The following is a 21,602-nucleotide window of genomic DNA, read 5'->3' as shown; positions in this document are numbered from 1 at the left end:
CCGCCTTCGCCCGGCCGACGGCTCCCCGCCCCGCCGACCGCGCGCGAGCCCTCCCGAGGGCTGGGGGACAGCGCTCGGCGCCCGGAAAACGCGTGGACCGCCCCGGCGCCCATACGGGACACTCCGACTCCTGTCCTGCCGGTCCGACCACACAGGGTTGGGGATGGATTCACCGAAATCACCCGAGAACAAGCCGAGCCGGGGCTCGGTCCTCCTCGCACTTCGCTCCTACGGACGGGAATTGGCGCGCCTGCGCGGGCTGACCGCTCCGGCCATGCTGCTCCCGGCGCTGGGCAACATCGGCATCTTCTACGTCGCGCCGCTGGTCGTCGCGAAACTCGTCGGCCGGGTCGCCGACGGAGGCTCCGCCGGAATCGACGCGATGCTGCCCTACGTCCTCGGCTTCGCCGGCGTCCTGCTGCTCGCCGAGGTGCTGTGGCGGATCGGACTGCACTGCCTCAACCGCCTCGACGCCCGCGGCATCGAGCACCTCTACGTCATCGGAATGGACGAGCTGTTCGCGAAGGACGCGGCGTTCTTCCACGACAACTTCGCCGGGTCGCTGACCAAGCGCGTCCTGAGCTTCGCCTCCCGCTTCGAGGAGTTCGTCGACACGCTGACGTTCTCCGTCATGGGCAGCTTCGTGCCGCTGCTCTTCGCTTCCGTGGTGCTCTGGCAGTACGAACCGATGCTCGTGGTCGGCCTCCTCGCGCTGATCGTCCTGACGGCGTTCTGTGTCACCCCCCTCATCCGCCGCCGCCAGACCCTCGTCGCCCAGCGCGAGGAGGCGATCGCCCGGGTCTCGGGCCACGTCGCCGACAGCCTGATGAACATGGACACGGTGCGGGCGTTCGCCGCCGAGGGCCGTGAGGCCGCCGAGCACCAGTCCCGCGTCGCGGAGTCGCGGCGGCTGACCCTTCGCTCGTGGGACTACGGCAACCTGCGCATCGACACGCTGGTCGCGCCCCTGTCCGTGCTGACGAACGTGCTGGGACTGCTGATCGCCGTCGCCCTCGGCGCGGGCGAGCACGGCGTGGAGGCGATCATCGTCACCTTCACCTACTACGCCAACGCGACCCGCATCATGTTCGAGTTCAACCAGATCTACCGGCGCCTGGAGAGCTCGATGACGGAGGCGGCGCAGTTCACCGAACTGCTGCTGGAGCCGCCCACGGTGCTCGACCCGGCGGTGCCGGAGCCGCTGCGCTCCGAGAGCGCCGACGTCCGGTTCGAACGGGTGGACTTCTCCCACGGCGGAGCGCGGCCGCTCTTCGAGGGCCTCGACCTGGACGTGCCCAGCGGATCGAAGATCGGTCTCGTCGGCCGGTCCGGCGGCGGCAAGACCACGCTCACCCGGCTGCTGCTGCGGATGACGGACGTCGACGGCGGCCGGATCATGATCGGCGGCCAGGACATCAGCCGGCTGCGGCAGGCGGACCTGCGCAGCCGGCTCGCCTACGTGCCCCAGGACCCGGCGATGTTCCACCGGACACTGCGGGAGAACATCGCCTTCGCCCGGCCCGGCGCCACCGAGGCAGAGGTCCGCCGCGCCGCCGAGGCGGCGCACGTCACGGAGTTCGCCGACGCGCTGCCGGACGGTTTCGACACCATGGTCGGCGAACGCGGCGTCAAACTGTCCGGCGGACAGCGCCAGCGGGTCGCCCTCGCCCGAGCCATCCTGCGCGACGCGCCGATCCTCCTGCTCGACGAGGCGACCAGCGCCCTGGACTCCGAGAGCGAGATCCTGGTGCAGGAGGCACTGTGGCGGCTCATGGAGGGCCGGACCGCCCTCGTGGTGGCCCATCGGCTGAGCACCGTGGCCACCATGGACCGGCTCGTGGTCCTGGACCGGGGCCGCATCGTGGAGCAGGGTTCGCACCGGGAGCTCCTTGCCGCAGAGGGCGCTTACGCGCGGCTGTGGAAACACCAGTCGGGCGGCTTCCTCCACGACACCGTCCACGCCACCGACCCCGAAGCGCGCTCGGGGCTCGACTGAACCGGGGACGTGTCCTGCGGAGCCGGCGAGTCGCAAGTGAATAGTTTGTCCTGATATGAGTGTCGAGGCTGAAGGTCGAGAGGTACCGGGCCGGCGGCGGCTGGCCCGGGCGGTGCTGACGGGCGTGGCCGCCGTGGGGGCGGGGCTGGTGGCGGGCTCCGCCCGCGTGCCCATGGCCGCTCCGCCCGGGGGCGGGGCCGGATCGAGGCCCACCACCCCCGAGTCGGCGCTGCGTGCACTGGTGACGGGAAACGGGCGTTGGCGGACCTACCACGAGCGCCATCCCGACCAGACGCGCACCGTGCGGCGCACGCTGGTCGCCGGCCAGCACCCGTTCGCCGTCGTCCTCGGCTGCGTCGACTCCCGGGTCCCGCCGGAACTGGTCTTCGACCAGGGCCTCGGTGACCTGCTCACCGTGCGCTCGGCGGGCGAGGTCCTGGACGAGGCGGTCCTGGGGAGCATCGCCTACGGAGTCCTGGAGCTGCGCATCCCGCTGGTCGTCATCCTGGGACACCAGTCCTGCGGGGCCGTCGGCGCAGCGGTGCGGGCCGCCGAGGGCGGACCGCCGCTCCCGGGCCACATGCAGTATCTGGTCGATCAGATCCGCCCCGCCATCGACCGGGGGCTCCGCGGCGCCGCGCGGATCGACGCCGCGATCACCGCGAACGTGCGGCTGGTGCGGGGGCGGCTGGCCGCGGAGCCCGAGATGGCCGCCAGGATCTCCGCCGGGGCGCTTGCCGTCGTGGGCGCCCGCTACGAACTGACCAGCCAGCGCGTACGCCTGGTGCACTGAGCGCCCGCCGCCCGGCCCGTGCCCCGTGCTGCCGGCGCCGGGCGCCCGGGGCGCACCGTTGGCGTGGCCCTACTGTGAGGGCTGTGAAAAGGCAACCCGATACCGACACGCACGCCACCTCCGACGACGGCACCGTCCTGTTCCACGTCGAGGGACGGACCGGCGTGGTCACCCTCAACCGCCCCGGGGCCCTCAACGCGCTCACCCACACGATGGTGTTGCGGATGGCCGAGGCCCTCGACGCCTGGGCGGACGACGACGCCGTCGGGCAGGTGCTGATCCGCGGAGCGGGCGAGCGCGGACTGTGCGCGGGAGGTGACATCCGGGCCATCCACGACGACGCCAGGGCGGGGACCACCGCCTCCGCCGGCTTCTGGCGCGACGAGTACCGGCTCAACGCCCGTATCGCCCGATACCCCAAGCCGTACGTCGCCCTCATGGACGGCATCGTCATGGGCGGCGGCGTCGGCGTCTCCTCCCACGGCAGCGTCCGCGTCGTCACCGAACGCTCCCGAGTCGCCATGCCCGAGACCGGCATCGGCTTCGTCCCGGACGTCGGCGGCACCTGGCTGCTGGGCCGCGCCCCGGGCCGGCTCGGTACCCATCTCGCCCTCACCGGTGCCGCCGTGGGCGCCGCCGACGCGCTGCTCTGCGGGCTCGCCGACCACTTCGTACCCGCCGCCCGACTCCCGGAGCTGACAGCCGCGCTCGCCACCGCCCCCGCGGGCGAGGTCCTGCCGCGGTACGCCGCCACACCCGCCCCCGGGGTACTCGCCGGACAGCGCTCCTGGATCGACCGCTGCTACGCGGCCGGGACCGTCGAGGAGATCGTCCAGAGGCTGACCGACCAGGGCGATCCGGCGGCGAAGGAGGCCGCGGAGACGATCCTCGCCAAGTCCCCGACCGCGCTGAAGGTCACCCTCGCCTCGGTGCGCCGGGCCGCCGAACTCGGCACACTGGAGCAGGCGCTGGCCCAGGAGTACCGGGTCTCCTGCAACGCGCTGGCCTCACCCGACCTGGTGGAGGGCATCCGGGCGCAGGTCGTCGACAAGGACCGCGCCCCGCGCTGGTCCCCGCCGACCCTGGCCGCGGTCACCGAGGCCGACGTGGAGCGGTTCTTCGCCCCGCTCGCCGAGGACCACGGGTCGAGCCTGCCGTAGCCCTCGGGGGCTGGGGCGCGGGCGGGAGCAGCCGCGCAGGCCTACGCGTCGGCGCCGACGTACTCCCGGAGGTGCCGGGCGGTCAGCGTGTCCGCCCCGGCCACCAGGGCGGCCGGGGTGCCCTCGAAGACGACCCGGCCGCCGGAGTGCCCGCCGCCGGGGCCGATGTCGATCAGCCAGTCGGCGTGCGCCATCACGGCCTGGTGGTGCTCGATGACGATCACCGAGTTGCCGTCCTCGACCAGCCGGTCGAGCAGGGCCAGCAGCTTGTCGACGTCGGCCATGTGCAGCCCGGTCGTCGGCTCGTCCAGGATGTACGTCGAGGACTTCTCCGCCATGCTGATCGCCAGTTTCAGCCGCTGCCGCTCACCGCCGGACAGGGTGTTGAGCGGCTGGCCGAGCCGCACGTACGAGAGGCCCACGTCCACCAGCCGCCCGAGGACGGCCCGCGCCTGGCCGCTGGGGAAGAACGCGTACGCCTCCGCGACCGGCATGTTCAGCACCTCGCTGATGTTCTTGCCGCGCAGCCGGTACGTCAGCACCTCGGGGGTGAACCGCCTGCCCTCGCACTCCTCGCACACCGTGGCCACCCCGGCCATCATCGCCAGGTCCGTGTAGACGAGCCCGAGGCCGTTGCACTTGGGGCAGGCACCCTCCGAGTTCGCGCTGAACAGCGCGGCCTTGACGCCGTTGGCCTTGGCGAAGGCGGTCCGGATCGGCCCCAGCAGCCCGGTGTAGGTGGCCGGGTTGGACCGGCGCGAGCCGCGGATCGGGGACTGGTCGGCCACCACCACCCCCTCGCGCCCGGCCAGGTAGCCGTGGATCAGTGAGCTCTTCCCGGACCCCGCGACACCCGTCACCACCGTGAGGACGCCGAGCGGCACGTCCACGCTGACGTCCTTGAGGTTGTGCAGGTCGGCGCCCTTCACCGACAGGTGGCCGCGCGGGCTGCGCACCGACTCCCGCAGTCGTGTTCGGTGTCCGAGGTGGCGCCCGGTGAGAGTGCCGGAGGCGCGCAGCCCCGCGACGTCCCCGCTGTAGCAGAGCTGCCCGCCCGCCGTGCCGGCGCCCGGCCCGAGGTCCACGACGTGGTCGGCCACGGCGATGACCTCCGGCTTGTGCTCCACGACCAGGACGGTGTTGCCCTTGTCGCGCAGCCGCAGCAGCAGGCCGTTCATGCGCTGGATGTCGTGCGGGTGCAGGCCGGTGGTGGGCTCGTCGAAGACGTACGTGACGTCCGTGAGGGAGGATCCCAGGTGGCGGACCATCTTGACGCGTTGGGCCTCCCCGCCGGACAGCGTGCCCGAGGGGCGGTCCAGGCTGAGGTAGCCCAGGCCGATCTCGACGAGGGAGTCGAGCAGGCCCCGGAGGTTGGACAGCATCGGCGCCACGGCGGGATCGTCGATCCGGCGCACGAAGCCGGCGAGTTCGCTGATCTGCATCGACGCGCACTCGGCGATGTTCACGCCGTGGATGCGCGAGGACCGGGCGGCCGCCGAGAGGCGGGTGCCCCCGCAGTCCGGGCAGGAGGTGAAGATCACCGCGCGCTCCACGAAGGCGCGGATGTGGGGCTGCATGGACTCGCGGTCCTTGGCGAGGTGGAGGCGGGTGATCTTGGTGATCAGGCCCTCGTAGGTGAAGCCGTTGGAGCCGGCCTTGACCTTCACCGCGCTCTTGTGGAGGAAGTCGGCCCACTCCTGTTCGGTGAAGTCCTTGAGTTTGGTGTCGGGGGAGTAGAAGCCGGAGTTCGCCATGTTCTGCCAGTACCAGGAGTCCACGGCGAAGCCGGGGGCGGTGATCGCGCCCTCGTTGAGCGAGAGTTCGCGGTCGACCAGCTGGTCCACGTCGATGTCGGAGACCTCGCCGACGCCCTCGCAGCGCGGGCACATCCCCTCGGGGTTGTTGAAGCTGAACGCGCTGGACGTGCCGATGTGGGGCGTGCCGACGCGGGAGTAGATGATGCGCAGCATGGTGGAGGCGTCGGTGGCGGTACCCACGGTGGAGCGGGAACCCGCGCCCATCCGCTCCTGGTCGACGACGATGGCGGCGCTCAGGTTGTGCAGTCCGTCCACGTCCGGCCGGCCGAGGCTCGGCATGAAGGACTGGATGAAGGCGGTGTACGTCTCGTTGATCATGCGCTGCGACTCGGCGGCGATGGTGCCGAAGACGAGGGAGGACTTCCCGGAGCCGGAAACGCCGGTGAAGACCGTGAGGCGGCGCTTGGGGATGTCGAGGGATATGTCGGCGAGATTGTTCTCGCGGGCCCCGCGGACCTGGATGACCTGGTGGTTGTCGGCGGCGATGTGCACGGAACTCCTCGAGGTGCGGGGTCTCGGCTGACTCACTGCGCTTTACTCTATACGGTGTATTCTGTACGGCGTAGTGAATTGATGGAGCGTGTGCGGAGGCCGGGACATGGTGCAGGATCGCAGCGGGGCGGGAGACCCCGTCCGCACGCTGGAGCTTCTGTGGCGCGCGTCCGGACAGCCCGCGCAGCCGGGTCGCCGCGGCCCGCGGCAGGGCCTCAGTGTCGACGCCGTCGTCCGCGCCGCGACCGTGCTCGCCGACGAGGAAGGGCTGGCCGCGCTGACCATGCGGGCGCTCGCGCAGCGGCTCGGTGTGACGCCGATGACGCTCTACACGTACGTCCCCGGCAAGGCCGAGCTCCTCGACCTGATGCTCGACGACGCCTACCTGCGGATGGAACGCCGTCCGGCGGACCCGAAGGAGCCCTGGCGGGCGCGGGTGACCCGGGTCGCCGAGGACAACCGGGACCTGATGCTCCGCCACCCCTGGATCACCGGCCTGGCCGTCACGCGTCCGCCGCTGGGCCCCGGGGTGATCGGGAAGTACGAGCACGAGCTGGCGGCCTTCGACGGTATCGGGCTCACCGACACCGAGATGGATGCCGCCCTGACCCACCTGCTCGGCTTCGTGCACGCCAACGCGCTGGCCGCCGCCGACGACGCCGACCACAACAGCCGCCTGAGCCAGGAGGACTGGTGGGCCGTCAGCGCGCCGCTGCTGGAACGCGTCCTGGAGCCCGACCGCTACCCCCTGGCGGCCCGGGTCGGCACCGCGGTCGCCGGCTACCACCCCGGGACGATCTGGGCCTTCGGCCTCCGATGCGTCCTGGACGGCCTCGCCCACCGCCTGTCCTCCCGCGCCGCCCCGTGAGCCGTCGTCCGGCCCCCGGGGCGCCGGGGCGCCGACGGGCTGGTGGGGTGACCCGGTGAGCCTCCGCGGACGTAACGGCAAGATCCGAAAGAGACGGCCTAGCGGTAGCCGGTGGTGTCCGCGGGGTGGCCGGGATCCTGGACTTCGACCAGGTAGCGCCAGGCGTCGGGGCGGCTGCCGTCCAGGTCGGTGAAGCCGTAGACCCGTGCCAGCCGGCCGCTGGAGAGGGACTGGCCGTTCCAACGGGACACCTCCGGGTCCGCGGCGAGGGCCGCGACCGCGCGGCCCACGTACGCGGGGGTCTCGGAGATCGCGAAGTGCGGAACCTCGGCCAGCGCGTCCCGCCAGTTCTCCTCCCGCACCCCGAAGGCGTCGAGCATCATCTCCGAGCGCAGCCAGCCCGGTGTCAGGGCCACCGCCGTTGCCCCCCGTGGACCCAGCTCGTGCCCCAGGGCGAACGCCATCCGCAGCACGCAGGACTTGGCGATGTCGTAGAAGAAGGAGACCCGGTAACGGGTCGCGTTGTAGTCGGCGGTGCCGTCCGTCATCTCCACCACCAGGCCACCCGGCTCGCGCAGCAGCAGCGGCACCGCGAAATGGCTGGTGACGGCATGCGTCTCCACCGCCAGTCGCATCAGCCGAAGCCCCTTGTCCAGGTCGTGCTCCCACACCGTGCTGTCCCACTCGAAGAGCAGCTCCCCGCCCCAGATGTCGTTCACCAACACGTCGAGGCGGCCCTGTTCGGCGTCGATCCGCCGCACCAGCGCCTCCACCTCACCGGGCACCAGATGGTCGGCGACCACCGCGATCCCCCGGCCGCCCGCCGCGGTGACCAGCTCGGCGGTCTCCTCGATCGTCTCGGGCCGGTCGTACTCCGAACGCCGGCCCGGGGTGCTGCGCCCCGACACGTACACCGTCGCGCCCCGCGCCCCCAGCTCGACCGCGATGCCCCGGCCCGCGCCCCGCGTGGCGCCCGCGACGAGGGCCACCCTGCCGTGGAGACCTCCGGTGCCTTCGAGAGTCATGCAACGACCCTACGGCGGCCGGCCCGCCCGTCACCCGCCCAACACGCGGGTTCCCGGCCGGGACGCCGGCGGACCACCCGCCGCAGCGCCCGCCGCACCGGCCGTGAGCCCGGCCCTTCACCACCCCCTCTCCCTCACCGAGACCGGCCGCCTGCACGGGCCGGGTACCGACTTGTCCAACCAGCCTTCGGGGCAGCACTGTTGACCGAGTCCCGTCCACCAGGTCAGGAGAACCGGTTTGTCCTCCCACGCCGCACCCGTCCCGCAGACTCCGTCCGGCCCGGACGCCCCGTACGTGATCGACCCGGCCGGAGGCTGCCCGCACGCCCTCAACGCCCGGCTGCGCGCCGAGCACGGGGCCGTCGCGCAGGTCGTGCTCCCCGGCGGAGTGCCCGGGGCGGTCGTCCTGGGCCATCACGCGCTGAAGGAGTTCCTCGCCCACCCCGAAGTGGCCAAGGATGCACGGCACTTCCCCGCCCTGCGCGACGGCAGCATCCCCCGCGACTGGCCACTGCGGGCCTTCGCCGACGCCCGGGGCATGCACACCGCCGACGAGGACGACCACCGCCGTCTCCGTGCACTGGTCGGCAGGGCTTTCACGGCGCGCCAGGTGGAACGCCTGCGCCCGCGCGTCGAGGAACTCACCGCCGAACTCCTCGACGACCTGGACCGGGCCGCCGCGGAATCGCCCGATGGGGTCGCCGACCTGCGCGAACACTTCGCGCTCCCGCTCCCGATGAGCGTGATCTGCGAACTGCTCGGCGTGGACCCCGGGCACCGGGCACGCCTCCACCACCTGTCCAACAAAGTGATCATCGCGACCGACACCACCCCGGCCGAGGCGATGGCCGCCGTACGGGAGCTCGTCGAACTCATGGGCAGGATCGCCGCGACCCGCCGGGCGGAGCCGGGCGAGGACCTCACCAGCGCCCTCATCGCGGCCCGCGAGGACGACGGCGACCGGCTCAGCGAGGCCGAACTCGGCGGCACCATGCGGCTGATGCTCGTCGCTGGTCACGAGACCACCCTCAACCTCATCAGCAACGCCGTCCGCGCCCTGTGCACCCACCGCGACCAGCTCGCGCTCGTCCTGGAGGGCGGGGCGACCTGGTCGGACGTCGTGGACGAGACGCTGCGCTGGGACGGCCCCGTCAGCTGGTTCCCCTTCCGCTACCCCACCCGGGACCTGACCGTCGGCGGCACCGTGATCCCGCAGGGCACCCCGGTCCTCGCCGGCTACACCGCGGCCGGCCGCGACGAGGACGTCCACGGCCCGGACGCCGACCGATTCGACATCACCCGCCCCACGGCCGCCCGCAGCCTCTCCTTCGGGCACGGCGCACACTACTGCGTGGGCGCCCCGCTGGCCCGGCTGGAGGCCACCGTCGCGCTCGAGCGGCTGTTCACGCGCTTCCCCGACCTCGACCTCGCCACCGCCGAGGCCGAACTGCCCCACCAGCGCAGCTTCATCGGCAACAGCGTCGAGGCCCTGCCGGTGCGCCTGCACCGTCGCTGACCGGCCGCTGTCCGCCGGGACCGGCCCCGGCGGACAGCGGGTCGGCGGGTCAGCCCAGGGACAGGGGGCGCTCCGGGGCCAGATGGGCGGCGATCGCCTGGAGCACGTTCGAGCTGGCGTTCCGGACGGTGCTGCCGAGACCCTGGGTCGCCACCGTGGCGATGGCGAGCTTCCGGGACGGCAGGTAGGCGACCGTACCCGCGTAGCCCGCGAAGGACGGGTTCTGCAGGATCCAGGTGTTCTCCACGGGCAGCCCCAGGGCGAACCAGGCGTTCCCCTTGATCTTGACGACCGGAGTCAGCTGGGCCTTGTGCGACTGGGGGGTGAGCAGCTTCCCCTCGCCGATCGCCGTGAAGGACTTCGCCATGTCCTCCAGCGTCGAGGTCATCACCGCCCCCTCCGCCACGGTCCACGACGGGTCCCAGTAGGTGGAGTCCTCGAACACCCCCCGCTCGTTGTCGAAGCCGTGCAGCACCGGCGGGGGGATCTCGGCCCTGGACGAGATGTCGGTCTGGGTCAGGCCCATCGGCTCAAGGACCTTCTCGCGCATCACCTCCCCCAGAGGCCTCTGCTCCACCCGGGCGATGATGTCTCCCAGGAGCACCCAGTCGGCGTGCGAGTAGGCGAAGCCCGAACCGGGCGGCCGGGCCATGGGCCTGGACATCGCGATCCGGACCAGCTCCTCTCCGGTCCAGTGCCGGAAGGGGTTCTCGTAGAGGGCGTCGATGAAGGCGTCGTCCGTGACGTAGTCCGCGTATCCGGCGGAGGCGGACGCCAGCATCCTCAGCGTGACCTCGTCCGCGTGCGGCAGGTCGGGGCGCCAGCGGGAGAGCTTGTCGTCGAGCGTCACCCTGCCCTCGTCGACCAGCCTGAGCAGCTCGGTCGTCATCAGGGGGATCGCGACCGACCCGATGCGGAACCGCATGTCCGTCGTCGCGGGGAAGCCCGTCATCGTCTCCCCGGCCGCGGCGGCCGACACCCGCTCGCCGTCGACCCACACCCCGGCCATCGCGGCGGTGAGCCGGTAGGTCTTCAGCGCGTCCGCGACCTGCCGCTCGACGAACGCCTCCGTGTCGGCCGGCAGGCACGTGCCGCCCCGCGAGACCTGGCCCGCCGGGCACTGCCGGGCGGCGCTCTCGGCGCGACCGGCCGGGTAGCCGCCCGCCAGGGCCGCGCCGAGCATGAGAGCTCCCACACAGGCGAGGGTGAAGGTCCTGGAATGTCGCACGGCGTGCCCCCCTTGCGGGTCGAAGACGAAGGTCCCCCGCCTCGCGATTGCAGGCCTCGTCCCGGCAGGCTAACCGGCGGCCCCACCCGCCGCACGCGGGAGGCGTTCCGCGAGTGACGTCCGCCGGTGACGTCCGCCGGTGACGCGGACGGCGGTCCTCCGGGGCGCCGGCCGGGCCCGGGCGCGAGGCGGTCAGCCGGGGTCCGTGACGCGGACCTGCACCGCGTGCCAGCCCGTTGCCCCGTCCGGCACGGTCCCGCCGCGCACCCCGGTCTGGACGGCGCCCGTACCGTCCGTCGCCCGGACCTCCAGGGTGTGCGGTCCGGCCGTCGCCTCCCACGGCCACACGAACTGCCGCCAGGTGTCCACGCCGTCCGCCGCGCCGAGCCGCGCCTCCTGCCAGGGGCCGCCGTCCACCCGTACCTCGACCCGGCGGATCCCGCGGTGCTGCGCCCACGCCACCCCCGCCACCGCCACCCGGCCCGGCCGCACGGCCGCGTAGGAGCGCGGGGTGTCGATCCTCGACTGGGTCTTCACCGGGGCCCGCTGTGCCCAGGACCTGCGGACCCAGTACGCGTCGTACGCCGCGAAGGTGGTCAGCCGCAGCTCGGTCAGCCACTTGCAGGCGGAGACGTACCCGTACAGGCCCGGTACGACCATCCGGACGGGGAAGCCGTGCGCGAAGGGCAGCGGCTCGCCGTTCATCCCCACGGCCAGCAGTGCCTCCCGGCCGTCCATCACCGTCTCGACGGGCGTGCCCAGCGTCATGCCGTCGACGGAACGGGCCACGAGCTGGTCGGCGGGGCCGCCCCGGGAGGGGGGCCGCACCCCGGCCTCGCGGAGCAGGTCCGCGAGCCGTACGCCCAGCCAGCGCGCGTTGCCCGCGTAGGGTCCGCCGACCTCGTTCGACACGCAGGTGAGGGTGATGTCGTGCTCGACCAGGGGTCGGGCGAGCAACTCCCGCAGGCCGAGGGTGAGGGGACGCGGGACCCCCTCGCCGAGGATGCTCAGCCGCCAGGTGTCGGCGTCCACGCGGGGCACGACCAGAGCCGTGTCCACCCGGTAGAAGTCCCGGGCGGGGGTGAGGAAGGGGCCGACGCCGGGTACCCGCAGGTCCGCACCGGCCGGCACCGGCGGCGCGGGCACGGCAGGCGGGGGAAGGACCAGATCGGCCCTGGAGGCGGTCGCCCCCGCCGAGCCGTGGGCGCCAAGCCGCCGTCCGGCGAGGCCGGCCGCGCCCGCCGCGGCCAGGACGCCGACGACCAGTCGCCCGAAGCCGCGCCGGTCCATCGCCCAGGCACCGCCGGGCGGCGCCCCGCGCGGCCGGGGCCGAGTGGCCGCGGTGATCAGCACCCACAGCACACCGGCCGCGGCCAGTCCGCCGACGAGAGAGGGCAGGGCGTCCTTCCAGGAGGCCGCCGGCCGGCTGAGCGCGGCCGCCGCCCCCAGCAGCCCGAAACCGCCGGCGACCGCGATCCCGGCGGGCAGGCTGCGCAGGGCGAGCAGCCCGGCCCCGGCCGCGATCGCGGTGAGCGCGGCGACGACACCCGCCGTCAGGACCGTCTTGTCGGCGGTGCCGAACGCGGCGATGGCCCACTCCCTGACGGCGGTGGGCGTCAGATCGACGACCGCGGAGCCCACCGCGGTCACCGGGAAGGCCTCCGGCCGGACCACCGCCGCGACCGGCTCCGCCACCGCGAGGCCCGCGAACGCGGCGACGACGCCGCAGACGGCGCCCGCCGCCCACCGCCTCCCGGAACCGCTCCGTCGTGCCCTCACACCGCCAGTCTGCCCCGGGGCCCGGCGCGGCGCGTCGCATCCGCGGGGGAGCGGCGCGCGTCAGTGCACGGGCGCCGGCGGCACCCAGCGCCCGGTGCGCGGCGCCTTCACCCCGTAGTCGTCCTTCAGCTCCGCGGGAATGGCGTGGTGCATCACCCTGCCCCGGGTCAGGGAGGCCAGCTCGAAGCCGGAGAGCAGCGAGCCGGCCCTGTCGAGCGCCCATTCCGCGTACGGGCTGCTGTCCTCGATGGTCTCCAGCAGCCCGAGGAACACCGGAACCGCCTTCGCCGCCGTGTCCCAGGCGGTGCGCGGGATCTCCAGCCAGTCGCCGATGGTGTCACCGACGAGGAACCGTACGGTGGCGGGGACCATCGGGTCGAAGAAGGTCCCCGGGACCACGTCCTCGTACATGCGCATCAGCTGGGCGTTGAGGCGGACCCCCTCGGGCGAGGGGCCGAGGTTGCGCAGGAGGTAGAGGTCGCAGTAGTCGCGGGCCTCGGCGAGGGTCTCCGGCACCGCCGACATGTCGCAGCCGAGCATGGCGCCGACGACCCGCCAGGCGTAGAAGTAGGCCTCGGCGCCGTCCTCGCTCATGTGGATGCCGAGCCGGTGCATGGCGTCGAGGACCAGCAGCGAGAAGCAGATCTGCCCGCCGATCATGTCCTCTTGGCAGATGGGCACGCCGTCCTTCTCGACGTCCCAGTGGCCACCGTGGCGCAGGTGGTGGCGGACCGCCGCGTGCAGCAGCCGTACCTTCTGCGCGGCGGGGATGAACCTGCTGCCCTCCGCGAAGGAGTTGGTCTGCATCAGGTAGGTGACGAACTGCCCGGTGTTGGCCATCCGGCGCGAGGGGTACGCCATGGAGTGCGTCGAGGCCAGCAGCCGGGAGAGCCGCGGGACGGCGTAGGTCGCGGGCATGGCCGCGAAGGACAGGCCGGTGTTGATGTGGGCCGCGTTGTCCATGAAGAACAGCCTGGCCTGCTCCATCACGTCCCAGTCCACCCAGGACGGGGGCATGGCGGTCGCCTCGAAGTAAGCGCGTGCGGATGCCGGGAGTTGCTCGGGAAGCTTGTCGCCGGCGGTGGTGAAGAACCGCATGAGGGTGTTGAGGTCGCCGACCTCCTTGCGGCGGAACATCTCGGCGACGGTCTCGTCGGCGAGCGGATCACCCTGCGTGCTCAGGGCGTCGAGGGCGGCGTGGTCGTAACGGGCCCGCGTCGGCGCGGTCTTGGATGCGTTGGCGTTCACGTCGGTCGTCCTTGTCGTGTCATCGGGCGCGGCGGGCGGGAGGCGGGGCGACACGCCCTACAGGGCGCGGTCGGCGGCGGTCGCGGCCAGCCCGCCCAGAGCGGACCGGGCCTCCGCGGGCATCGGGGCGAGGTCCAGCGCGGCCCCGGCCCGGCCGATGCGCTCGCGGATCATGTCCTCCACCTGCTGCTTGGCCCCGCACCGCTCCATCAGCTCGCGCACCGAGGAGGCCTCTTCCTCGCCCAGTTCCGGATGGCCGACCAGCTTCGCGAGCATGCGGCGGTCGTCGGGCCCGACGGCCGCCACGGTCAGCGCGAGCAGCGCCGTGGGTTTGGCGTCCCGCAGGTCGTCCAGGTTGGACTTGCCCGTCCGGGCGGGGTCGCCGAACGTCCCCAGCAGGTCGTCGCGCAGCTGGAAGGCCTCGCCGAGCGGCAGGCCGTAGCCGGAGAAGGCGTCCAGCAGGGCGCCGGAGCCGCCGCCGAGGGTGGCACCGAGGTGCAGCGGCCGCTCCACCGTGTACTTGGCCGTCTTGAAGCGGGCCACCTCCAAGGACTCCGCCACCCGCGGTTCCCGGCCGTCTCGCGCCGCGGTGCGCAGCACCTCCAGGAACTCGCCCGCCATCGTCTCGCGGAGCAGGGCGGACCAGAGGGGGACGGTCCGGGCCAGGTACGCGCCGGGCAGCCCGCAGGAGGTGAAGACGTGTCCGGCGTACCCCATCAGCAGGTCGCCGAGGATCATCGCGAGGGCGGTGGAGCGCTGCCCGTTCGCGGCGAAGGCGGCGTGCGCGGTGGGCTGGCCGTGCCGTATGCGGCTGTCGTCGATGATGTCGTCGTGGGTGCAGGCCGCCGCGTGGACGAGCTCCATGGCGGCCGCGGCCCGGATCACCCCTTCGCAGTCGGGCTGGCCCGCCGCCCGCCACCCCCAGTACAGGAAGGCGGCCCGGATGCGCTTGCCCTGTGCCAGTGAGCGGCGTAACTGCTCGGAGAGCGGCGTGAGTTCGGCGTGCAGTCCGAGCAGGGCCCGCTCCTCCTCGTCGGCCAGCCGCCCGAGCACCCCGTCGATGCGCTCCTTGAATCCGGTGTGGTCATGCACAGGGGCGACCCTCGGAAGTGCCCTGCTGCGCGACCCGCCGGGCCATGGTCTCCAGGTAGTTCTCGCTGCCCATGCCCGCCCGACGGGTGGCCAGTTCACCGCGCTTGCGTAGTTCCACCACACCGTCGGTGAGCAGTTCGCGCAGGTCGGCCCGGCGCAGCGCGCCCTGTGCGCGGTCGGCTGTCTGCCGCAACTGGTCGAGGGCCAGGTCGGCCACCCCTGCGGCGAGCAGCGTGAGCAGTTCCAGGGACGAGGCGGCGGAGCCGGTGCCCGTGGGCCGCTCCTGCTGCCGGCGGTCCTGTTCCCGCTGGTAGGCGCTTGGGTCGTGTTCGGTCTGGGACATGCTCGGGTGCCCTCCTGGTCGCGTCGCGCCGCGTGGCATCGGAAGGGGCGGCCACCGGATCGCTCCGGCGGCCGCCCCTGCTCTTCTCCGGGCCAGTCAACCGAGTGCCGTGCCGGCGCGGCCTACCGCTGCCGACGATCTCCCTCGCACGAGCGCCGACTTTCCTCCTGGCGGGTGATCGTCCTCGCATCGGGCCGTCGTCGCCGCGGCAGATGGGGTAGGCCGCTGGGGTAGGCCGCGCCCCGCTAGGCCGGCGGCCGCCGGCGGGAGGGCCGCCGCGACCGCGGCCGCCAGCCGGTACGGGTCCCCGCTCGGCCGGTCCGGATGCCGGGTGGTCCGCCGGGCCCACTCCTCCTCGAAGGCGTGCCAGTCGATCTCCCGTGGCGCCGCCCCGTGCACCAGCGCCTCGTCCGGCGTCGCGAAGTAGGCCGTCCACCGCCGCGCGTACAGCTCCGAGATCAGGCCGTTGCATTCGCGGTTGGCGTAGTCGTGGTGATCGCGCCGGTGGTGCCGGACACCGTGAAGGTGTCAGGCCCGGCCGCGGGCCCGGGCACCAGGCTGAACGGCCGTGCGTGCCGTGGGAGCAGCGGCTGCGGTTCCGGCTGGGGCCCCGGTTCGGGGCGAGGCCGTGGTTTCGTGTGGCTCATGCGGGGGTCCGGGCCTCAGACCGGCAGGGACCAGGCCTGGTCGACCCGGTGGTCGCCGCAGGGCGCCAGCCGCAGCCGCTCCGCGGGTGCGTCGGGAGTGGTGGCGGCTTGCGGCGCGGTCAGGCACAGGCCGCTGACCTCCTCCACCAGGGCTCCGTCCCGGCGGTGGAACCAGCTCTGGCCGGGTTGGGCGTGCTGCCGGGGCGCGCAGTCGGCCAGTTCCACCGAGCCGTTCTCGCCCGCCGAGAGGCATTCGCCGGCGAGCCGCAGGCGGGCGTCGTCGCCCAGGAACCACCGCTGGTCGGGGGCTCCGGTGCAGGCCCCCATCACGACCGCGCCGACCCCGGTGGTGTTCGCTCCGTCGGCGCAGCGGGCGCCGTCACCGACGATCTGCCCGGTCGGCACGGCCTCGGCGCAGCCGCGCGGGGTGAGCCGCCACACGGCGGTGTCATGACCGGCCAGCTTCCCGGTCAGCGCGTCGGACACCTCGCTGCGCGCACCGCTCCACAGGTCCTGGGCGTCAGCCGTGCAGGAGGGCAGGCCGATCTCGTCGAGCGGGACGCGGATGTCGCGGGTGTTGGCGGAGCGGTTGAGGACGGCCACCGCACGGTCGCCGTTCGCGAGCGGGCGGACCAGGATCTCGAAGGTGGCGTTGGAGGAGACCACGGCGCCCTGAAGGCCCATCGGGTCCTGGTCCAGTGCGATCATCCGGGTGTTGCCGAGGGCGGCGAGCCCTTCCGGGGTCAGCCCGGAGACGTCGGAGGACAGGATGAACGGGGCGGCCATCATGGCCCAGAGGGCGACCTGGCTGCGGCCCTCGGCGGCCGTGAGGCCGGGGGCGCCGGCGAGCAGGAAGTCGGGGTCGTTCCAGTTGCCCGGGCCCGCGTACCGGCCGAGCCAGCGGTTGTAGCCGTAGTTGCCCAGCACCGAGTTCCACCGGGACGTGGTGGGCGCGGCCGGGTTGTAGACCTTGATGTCCTTGCCCTCGCGCCACAGCTGGCCGGTCTCGCCGACCCAGCCGAGCACCTTGTGCCAGTCGGAGCCGCCCCACTCGCCCTGCTGGAAGTAGGCGGGTGCGGAGGCGGACAGGACCATGTCCCGGCCGCTCTCGCGCAGGGCCTTCGCGACGCCGTTGTAGGCGTCCCGGTAGGCCTGTTCCTTGGTGCGCCCCGGAGGCACCCACAGGTTGCAGCCGTCCATCTTGACGTAGTCCACCTTCCAGGAGGCGAACTGCCGTGCGTCCCGGGCGTAGTGGTCGGGGCCGCCGCCCTGAGGGGCGCCGCTGCCCGGGTACTTCTCGCAGGTGAGGGAGCCGGCGTCCTGGTAGATGCCGAACTTCAGTCCCCTGGCGTGCAGGTACTCTCCGAGCCAGGCCATGCCGTGCGGGAACTTGGCGGTGTCGACGACCAGGTTCCCCCGGGCGTCGCGGCTCTTCGTCATCCAGCAGTCGTCGACGGTCACCGTGTCGTAGCCCTTGGCGGCCAGCCCCGTGGACACGAGCGCGTCGGCGTTGGCGACCACCGTGGCCTCGTCGATGTCGCACATGTAGTGCGCCCAGTTGTTCCAGCCCATGGGAGGCGTGAGCGCGAGCGGGGTGTCCGAGGTCGCCCGCGGCTCGGCCGCCGCCGGGGCGGGGGAGAGCGCGAGGGCGAGGAGAGCGGCCGCGGTCAGACAGGGGAGCGTTGCGCGCAGGCGAGGCGGCACGGGGTCTCCTTGACGTGGGGGCAGTCGTGGGCCCAGTGCAGCGAGCAGGCCACCCGGTGTCAACGCATGTCGGTGCTTGTCGGCCGATGACCAGCAATATGGCTGCGATTGATGTCACACGAAAGAGGCGATACATCGTATGATACATTGTATCAATGCCGAGGAGATCCGACGCCCTGGACCGCGCGACCCCCGAGGCCATTGCCGTGGCCGCCCTGAGGATCCTCGACGAAGAGGGGCCGCAGCGGCTCAGCTTCCGCACCCTCGCCGACCGCCTCGACGTCTCCCACGCCACCGTGCAGCGCCGCTGCGCGGACCTGGCCGGACTGCTCGACCTGTGCACCGAACACCTGGCCGCGCAGCTCCCCGAGATCCCCGCCGGCACCGACTGGGCGCAGGCCGCCGAGCAGCGGTTCCGCGCGCTGTACCTGCTGCTCACCGCGCACCCCGGGCTCCTCGTGCTGCGCGGCGGCCGGCCCTGGCTCGGTCGGCAGCTGCTGGCCCGGCTGGTCGAGCCGGCCCTCGCCGACAGCATCGCCGCGGGGATGACCGTCACCGAGGCGATCACCGCATACCGCCGCATGTACCTGCTCACGCTGGGCAGTGCGGCCTTCGTGGACCACCGCGATCCGGCCACGGCCACCTCCGCCTCGCGCGCCGCCCTGGCCGCGCTCGATCCCGAGGACTTCCCCGTGCTCAGCGGCGGACTGTCCGACGTGCTGCCGGCCCTGACGGACCACGAGGTGTACTACGGCGCCCTGCGCCAGCTGATCGAGGCCGCCCGGCCCACCACCTGATGGGGAGACCGACCATGGAACGTTCGCAGCACCTCGACCACGCCGCCGTGCGCGCCGCCGCCGCGCGGATCGAGGGCGAGGTACGGCCCGTCACCGTGGCGCCCGCGGCCGACGGCCTCTGGTACGCGCTGGAGTACCTCCAGCACACCGGCAGCTTCAAGGCGCGCGGCGCCCGCAACTTCCTCGCCGCCCACCACGACGCCGGCACTCTCCCGGCCGCCGGCGTCACCATCGCCTCCGGCGGCAACGCCGGACTGGCCTGCGCCTGGGCGGCCCGTGCGCTGTCCGTGCCCGCGACGGTCTTCCTGCCCGCCAACGCCCCGCGCGTGAAGGTGGAACGGCTTCGGGGCTACGGGGCCGACGTCCGGCTCGTCGGTGACCGGTACGCCGAGGCACTCGCCGCCTGCCAGGAGTTCGCCGCCGCCAGCGGGGCGCTGAGCAGCCACGCGTACGACCACCCGCTCATCGCCGCCGGGGCCGGGACGCTCTTGGAGGAGATCCGCGACGCCCTGCCCGGGCTGGACACCGTGGTCGTCGCGGTGGGTGGCGGCGGACTGTTCGCCGGCGTGGCCACCGCCGCGCGCGAACACGGTGTACGGGTCGTCGCGGCCGAACCGGAGAACTGCCGTGCGCTGAACGCGGCCCTGCAGGCGGGCCGGCCCGTCGACGTGGCCGTGGACTCCGTGGCGGCCGACTCCCTGGGAGCCACCCGGGTCTCGGCCGACGCGATGGCGGCCGCGCAGGAGGAGAACGTGACGTCGGTCCTGGTGTCCGACGAGGCGATCACGGCGGCCCGGCGCGCCGTATGGGAGGACTACCGGATCGTCGTCGAGGCGGGCGCGGCCACCGCCCTGGCAGCGGTGCGCGAAGCACCGCAGCCGCTGGGCAAGACGGTGGCCGTCGTCCTGTGCGGGGCCAACACCGACCCGCGGGACCTGACGGACCCGGCGGCCTGACACGCCGGGCTCGGGAGCCGGGGCGGCGCGGGACGGTCAGGCGTCGCCCCCGTCCCCGCTCGCGCGGACGACCACCACGGTGCTTGCGGAGTGCTGTACGACCTGCTGGCTCACCGATCCCAGCAGCGCGCCCTTGAAGCCCCCGTAACCGCGAGTCCCGACCACCGTCAGGTCCGCCTCCTTCGACGCGTCCACCAGGACCTGTGCCGGCGGGCCCTGCTCGACGCGGCGGAAGACCGGCACCCCGGGAGAGGCACCCACGGCCGCGGTGACGGTGTCCGCCAGCTTCCGGCGGGCCGCCTCCTCGGCCGTCACCGCCTCCTGCTCCGCGAACTGGGCCTGTGCCATGCCGACGGCGAAGGGATTGCGGTTCCACTCCCAGGCCATGACGGCGTGCACCCGGCCGCCGGTGAGCCGGGCCTGCTCCACGGCCCAGCGCACGGCCTCCCCGGAGTGGGAGGAACCGTCCACGCCGACGACGATCAGAGTCTCGGTGGTGTGCTCACTCACGATGGTTCCTCTCGTTCCGCCCGGAAGGTCGATCTTCTCCCTGTATACACGGAGCGGTCGGCCGACCTCGAAACGACGATCGTCGCGGCGGACGGCGACTTTCGAGGACAGCGCGCGGCCCCCGCCCTTGCGAGGGTGTGAGCGTCCAGGCGATCACCGCCGGACGCGAAGCGACTTGGAGGAACGGGCGTGGCTCAGCGCAAGGGTTGTCTGATCGGCTGCGGCGTGGCGCTGGTGCTGGGTATCGGCGCCGTCGTCGCGGTGGTCTTCGGCGTGGCGAAGATCGCCGACGTGGCCGACAAGAGCCTGGTCGACCCCGTGGTCTACGAGGGTGTGAAGACCGGTGACGCGGAGGGCGACGTCCGTGCGAAGCTCCCGTCGGGCGAGAGCTTCGTCAAGAGCGCCCTCAAGGACGGCGGACCGGTCGAGCCCGAAGGCAGCACCTGCGCCTGGTACCTCTCCACCGCTGACGCCGAGGCGGGCCAGGAGACGGTGCTCCGCTTCTGCTTCAAGGACGGGAAGCTCGCGGAGAAGACCAAGTACCCGCTGAAGTAGCGGGTCAGGCGCCGCCCGGGGCGGCGGGCGCGGTGAGGGGGGCCGCGTTGCGGATGTCACGGGGTGCCCGACCGTCCCAGCGCCGCACCGCCCGGCGCAGCGCCCGCATGTCGCTGTACCCGACCCGGGCCGCGATCACCTGAAGCGGTAGATCGGTGGTCCGCAGCAGCTCCATGGTCCGCTCCTCGCGCACGGATTCGACCTCCTCGCGCCAGGTCGTGCCGAGCTCCCGCAGACGCCGTTGCAGCGTGCGTGGGCTCATCGCCAGCCGGCCCGCCACGTGCTCAAGGCTCACGGTGTCCTCCCGGAAGGCCCCGGCGAGAACCATCCTGAAGCTGTCCTGCCAGAGCACGACCGGCTGGGCGGCCGCCAGGGTCAGCCGGGCCTGCTGCACCAGGAGGCGGTCCAGACCCGGTTGCGCCTTGGGCAACGGCGCCCGCACGTCGTCGTCGTGGAAGGTGATGGAGTTGTACGGCGCCCCGAAGTCGATGCGGGCGGTGCCGAAGAGCTCCGCCAGGCGGCGGTGGCCGGCGGGCGCGCCGTGCGACACGGACACGCGCAGCGGGACGAGGGGCCGCCCGGTGGCGGCCCGCGCCCGGGTCAGGAACATGGCCAGGGCGAACCAGTCGATCGCCTCCACCACGTCCGGCCCCCAGCTTCCCGTCGCGTGACGGATGGTGAAGCGGCACCCGTCCTCTTCGATGAGGAGCCTCTCGTGGGCCGGGTCGCCGATGACGGCGCTGTACTCCACCACCTGCTTCAGGGACTCCCGCAGGCTGGGCCCGCTGGTGACCAGATAGTCCCACAGGCCGAACGTGCCGATCGGTGCCTCTTCGGTGAGCAGCGCGCCGACCGCGATCCCCGGCTCGGTGAGCGTCAGCTCCTCCCACACGGCCAGCGCCGACGGGGTCGAGACCCGGGCCAGGTCGTTGCCCAGCACCTCGGGGCCGAGGTCGTGGAACCGGGCGAACCTGCCCATGTCCCCGCCCGACCGGCGCAGGGCGTCGACGATGAACCTCGCGAGATGTACGGATACGGTGCCGTGGGCGGGAGTGGGCTGCATAGGGCGGGTGACA

General features: G+C 73.0%; 18 protein-coding genes and 1 pseudogene. 8 read left to right on the top strand and 11 right to left on the bottom strand.

What is annotated here, in order from left to right; genetic code table 11:
• Positions 1–163 precede the first annotated feature (163 nt).
• From AW27_RS04180 to AW27_RS04170, 3 genes are all read left to right on the top strand, one after another.
• Positions 164–1,996, top strand: a complete 1,833-nt coding sequence (locus AW27_RS04180; RefSeq protein WP_078555843.1) for an ABC transporter ATP-binding protein — start codon at positions 164–166, stop codon at positions 1,994–1,996.
• Between the two features lie 55 nt (positions 1,997–2,051).
• Positions 2,052–2,789 (top strand): carbonic anhydrase, encoded by a 738-nt coding sequence (locus tag AW27_RS04175; RefSeq protein ID WP_037916309.1) that lies wholly within the window; start codon positions 2,052–2,054, stop codon positions 2,787–2,789.
• An 83-nt stretch (positions 2,790–2,872) separates the two neighbouring features.
• The gene (locus AW27_RS04170) at positions 2,873–3,949 is read left to right on the top strand and encodes an enoyl-CoA hydratase/isomerase family protein (RefSeq protein WP_052030051.1); all 1,077 of its coding nucleotides are present in this window, start codon (positions 2,873–2,875) and stop codon (positions 3,947–3,949) included.
• A 41-nt stretch (positions 3,950–3,990) separates the two neighbouring features.
• On the opposite strand, the gene AW27_RS04165 is transcribed toward AW27_RS04170, so the two are convergent.
• A complete protein-coding gene (locus tag AW27_RS04165) occupies positions 3,991–6,258 on the bottom strand; it encodes an ATP-binding cassette domain-containing protein (protein WP_037916311.1) in 2,268 nt (755 codons plus the stop codon).
• 106 nt (positions 6,259–6,364) lie between these two features.
• On the opposite strand from AW27_RS04165, the gene AW27_RS04160 reads away from it, so the two are divergent.
• On the top strand, positions 6,365–7,126 hold the full coding sequence (locus AW27_RS04160) for a TetR/AcrR family transcriptional regulator (protein ID WP_037916313.1): 762 nt from the start codon (positions 6,365–6,367) through the stop codon (positions 7,124–7,126).
• A gap of 98 nt (positions 7,127–7,224) precedes the next feature.
• Here the strand turns inward: AW27_RS04160 and AW27_RS04155 are convergent, their stop codons facing one another.
• Positions 7,225–8,151, bottom strand: a complete 927-nt coding sequence (locus AW27_RS04155) for an SDR family oxidoreductase (protein WP_037916316.1) — start codon at positions 8,149–8,151, stop codon at positions 7,225–7,227.
• A 238-nt stretch (positions 8,152–8,389) separates the two neighbouring features.
• On the opposite strand from AW27_RS04155, the gene AW27_RS04150 reads away from it, so the two are divergent.
• Positions 8,390–9,667 (top strand): cytochrome P450 family protein, encoded by a 1,278-nt coding sequence (locus tag AW27_RS04150; protein ID WP_052030052.1) that lies wholly within the window; start codon positions 8,390–8,392, stop codon positions 9,665–9,667.
• A 49-nt stretch (positions 9,668–9,716) separates the two neighbouring features.
• Here the strand turns inward: AW27_RS04150 and AW27_RS04145 are convergent, their stop codons facing one another.
• From AW27_RS04145 to AW27_RS04120, 7 genes and pseudogenes are all read right to left on the bottom strand, one after another.
• Positions 9,717–10,895 carry a serine hydrolase domain-containing protein gene (locus tag AW27_RS04145; RefSeq protein ID WP_157840157.1) on the bottom strand — a complete coding sequence of 393 codons (1,179 nt, stop codon included), beginning with the start codon at positions 10,893–10,895 and terminating at the stop codon, positions 9,717–9,719.
• Between the two features lie 192 nt (positions 10,896–11,087).
• Positions 11,088–12,674 carry a molybdopterin-dependent oxidoreductase gene (locus AW27_RS04140; RefSeq protein ID WP_037916319.1) on the bottom strand — a complete coding sequence of 529 codons (1,587 nt, stop codon included), beginning with the start codon at positions 12,672–12,674 and terminating at the stop codon, positions 11,088–11,090.
• Between the two features lie 60 nt (positions 12,675–12,734).
• A complete protein-coding gene (locus tag AW27_RS04135) occupies positions 12,735–13,922 on the bottom strand; it encodes an oxygenase MpaB family protein (protein WP_052030054.1) in 1,188 nt (395 codons plus the stop codon).
• Between the two features lie 57 nt (positions 13,923–13,979).
• The gene (locus tag AW27_RS04130; RefSeq protein ID WP_037916322.1) at positions 13,980–15,014 is read right to left on the bottom strand and encodes a polyprenyl synthetase family protein; all 1,035 of its coding nucleotides are present in this window, start codon (positions 15,012–15,014) and stop codon (positions 13,980–13,982) included.
• Complete coding sequence (locus tag AW27_RS04125; protein WP_052030055.1) at positions 15,007–15,357, bottom strand: hypothetical protein; 351 nt, start codon at positions 15,355–15,357, stop codon at positions 15,007–15,009. Before AW27_RS04125 ends, AW27_RS04130 begins: the two co-directional genes overlap by 8 nt.
• Positions 15,358–15,453: 96 nt before the next feature.
• A pseudogene (locus AW27_RS34340) lies at positions 15,454–15,837 on the bottom strand (alpha-N-acetylglucosaminidase C-terminal domain-containing protein); the annotation flags it as partial.
• A 182-nt stretch (positions 15,838–16,019) separates the two neighbouring features.
• A complete protein-coding gene (locus AW27_RS04120) occupies positions 16,020–17,708 on the bottom strand; it encodes a ricin-type beta-trefoil lectin domain protein (RefSeq protein ID WP_052030056.1) in 1,689 nt (562 codons plus the stop codon).
• A 155-nt stretch (positions 17,709–17,863) separates the two neighbouring features.
• Here AW27_RS04120 and AW27_RS04115 point away from each other — a divergent pair, with 155 nt between their 5' ends.
• Both AW27_RS04115 and AW27_RS04110 read left to right on the top strand, forming a co-directional pair.
• On the top strand, positions 17,864–18,505 hold the full coding sequence (locus AW27_RS04115) for a TetR/AcrR family transcriptional regulator (protein ID WP_037916327.1): 642 nt from the start codon (positions 17,864–17,866) through the stop codon (positions 18,503–18,505).
• Positions 18,506–18,519: 14 nt separating this feature from the next.
• Positions 18,520–19,461: a serine/threonine dehydratase gene (locus AW27_RS04110; protein ID WP_037916331.1), complete on the top strand. Its 942-nt coding sequence runs from the start codon at positions 18,520–18,522 to the stop codon at positions 19,459–19,461.
• Positions 19,462–19,497: 36 nt separating this feature from the next.
• Here the strand turns inward: AW27_RS04110 and AW27_RS04105 are convergent, their stop codons facing one another.
• Positions 19,498–19,971, bottom strand: coding sequence for a universal stress protein (locus AW27_RS04105; protein WP_037916334.1), 474 nt, complete (start codon positions 19,969–19,971; stop codon positions 19,498–19,500).
• 189 nt (positions 19,972–20,160) lie between these two features.
• On the opposite strand from AW27_RS04105, the gene AW27_RS04100 reads away from it, so the two are divergent.
• The gene (locus tag AW27_RS04100) at positions 20,161–20,526 is read left to right on the top strand and encodes a hypothetical protein (RefSeq protein WP_037916336.1); all 366 of its coding nucleotides are present in this window, start codon (positions 20,161–20,163) and stop codon (positions 20,524–20,526) included.
• Between the two features lie 4 nt (positions 20,527–20,530).
• Here the strand turns inward: AW27_RS04100 and AW27_RS04095 are convergent, their stop codons facing one another.
• A complete protein-coding gene (locus AW27_RS04095; protein ID WP_052030058.1) occupies positions 20,531–21,589 on the bottom strand; it encodes an AraC family transcriptional regulator ligand-binding domain-containing protein in 1,059 nt (352 codons plus the stop codon).
• Positions 21,590–21,602: the final 13 nt, after the last annotated feature.

This window comes from Streptomyces sp. PCS3-D2 (assembly GCF_000612545.2).
Taxonomy (GTDB): Bacteria; Actinomycetota; Actinomycetes; order Streptomycetales; family Streptomycetaceae; genus Streptomyces.
This window is presented reverse-complemented; position numbering and strand designations above follow the sequence as displayed.